The sequence below is a fragment of the Myxococcus sp. AM011 genome (genome assembly GCF_013372595.1).
Classification (GTDB): domain Bacteria; phylum Myxococcota; class Myxococcia; order Myxococcales; family Myxococcaceae; genus Myxococcus; species Myxococcus eversor.
The window spans coordinates 1-401 of sequence record NZ_JABXEM010000667.1 but is presented as its reverse complement, the minus strand read 5'-3'; the positions used below and the strand labels follow the sequence as shown (position 1 = coordinate 401).

The following is a 401-nucleotide window of genomic DNA, read 5'->3' as shown; positions in this document are numbered from 1 at the left end:
CCACATGGCGGCGATGTAGAGCACCACGCCAATGGTCGCCACCCAGAAGTGCACCTCGATCAGGCGCGTGCTGTACATCTTCTGTTGACCGAACAGGCGCGGAATCATGTAGTACATCGAGCCGATGGTGATCATCGCCACCCAGCCCAGGGCGCCGGAGTGCACGTGGCCAATCGTCCAATCGGTGTAGTGCGACAGCGCGTTGACGGTCTTGATGGACATCATCGAGCCCTCGAACGTCGCCATGCCGTAGAAGGACAGCGCCACCACGAGGAACTTCAGGATCGGATCCGTGCGCAGCTTGTGCCAGGCACCCGAGAGGGTCATGATCCCGTTGATCATGCCGCCCCACGACGGCGCCAGCAGAATCAGCGAGAACACCATGCCGAGCGACTGTGCCC

Annotated in this window: 1 protein-coding gene; it reads right to left on the bottom strand. The window is 61.6% G+C overall.

Translation table 11 applies throughout. From position 1 onward, the window contains the following. Window positions 1-401: cbb3-type cytochrome c oxidase subunit I (locus HUW62_RS47935; protein WP_176438246.1), on the bottom strand; the 401-nt coding region annotated here is incomplete at both ends.